The organism is Bacillus sp. HMA207, assembly GCF_003402455.1.
GTDB lineage: Bacteria > Bacillota > Bacilli > Bacillales > Bacillaceae_G > Bacillus_A > Bacillus_A cereus.
The window spans coordinates 1-1,002 of record NZ_BEZT01000017.1; the positions used below are offsets into that span (position 1 = coordinate 1).

The window sequence follows — 1,002 nt, forward strand, 5'->3', positions numbered from 1 at the left end:
ACATCCTAGTTGTCTAAGCAACTCCACATCCTTTTCCACTTAATACACACTTTGGGACCTTAGCTGGCGGTCTGGGCTGTTTCCCTTTTGACTACGGATCTTATCACTCGCAGTCTGACTCCTAAGGATAAGTCATTGGCATTCGGAGTTTGACTGAATTCGGTAATCCGATGAGGACCCCTAGTCCAATCAGTGCTCTACCTCCAAGACTCTTACACTTAAGGCTAGCCCTAAAGCTATTTCGGGGAGAACCAGCTATCTCCAGGTTCGATTGGAATTTCTCCGCTACCCACACCTCATCCCCGCACTTTTCAACGTGCGTGGGTTCGGGCCTCCATTCAGTGTTACCTGAACTTCACCCTGGACATGGGTAGATCACCTGGTTTCGGGTCTACGACCACGTACTAAACGCCCTATTCAGACTCGCTTTCGCTGCGGCTCCGCCTCTTCAGCTTAACCTCGCACGGGATCGTAACTCGCCGGTTCATTCTACAAAAGGCACGCCATCACCCGTTAACGGGCTCTGACTATTTGTAGGCACACGGTTTCAGGATCTCTTTCACTCCCCTTCCGGGGTGCTTTTCACCTTTCCCTCACGGTACTGGTTCACTATCGATCACTAGGGAGTATTTAGCCTTGGGAGATGGTCCTCCCAGATTCCGACGGAATTTCACGTGTTCCGCCGTACTCAGGATACATTCAAGAGAGAACGAAGTTTCGACTACGGGGTTGTTACCCTCTACGACGGACCTTTCCAGGTCGCTTCGTCTACCTCGTTCCTTTGTAACTCCGTATAGAATGTCCTACAACCCCAAGAGGCAAGCCTCTTGGTTTGGGCTATGTTCCGTTTCGCTCGCCGCTACTCAGGAAATCGCATTTGCTTTCTCTTCCTCCAGGTACTTAGATGTTTCAGTTCCCTGGGTCTGTCTTCCTTACCCTATGTATTCAGATAAGGATACCATACCATTACGTATGGTGGGTTTCCCCATTCGGAAATCTTCG

Annotated in this window: 1 rRNA gene; it reads right to left on the bottom strand. The window is 50.1% G+C overall.

Features of this window, described 5'->3' with window-relative positions:
• Positions 1-1,002 (bottom strand): 23S ribosomal RNA (locus HMAS_RS27555); the annotation flags it as partial.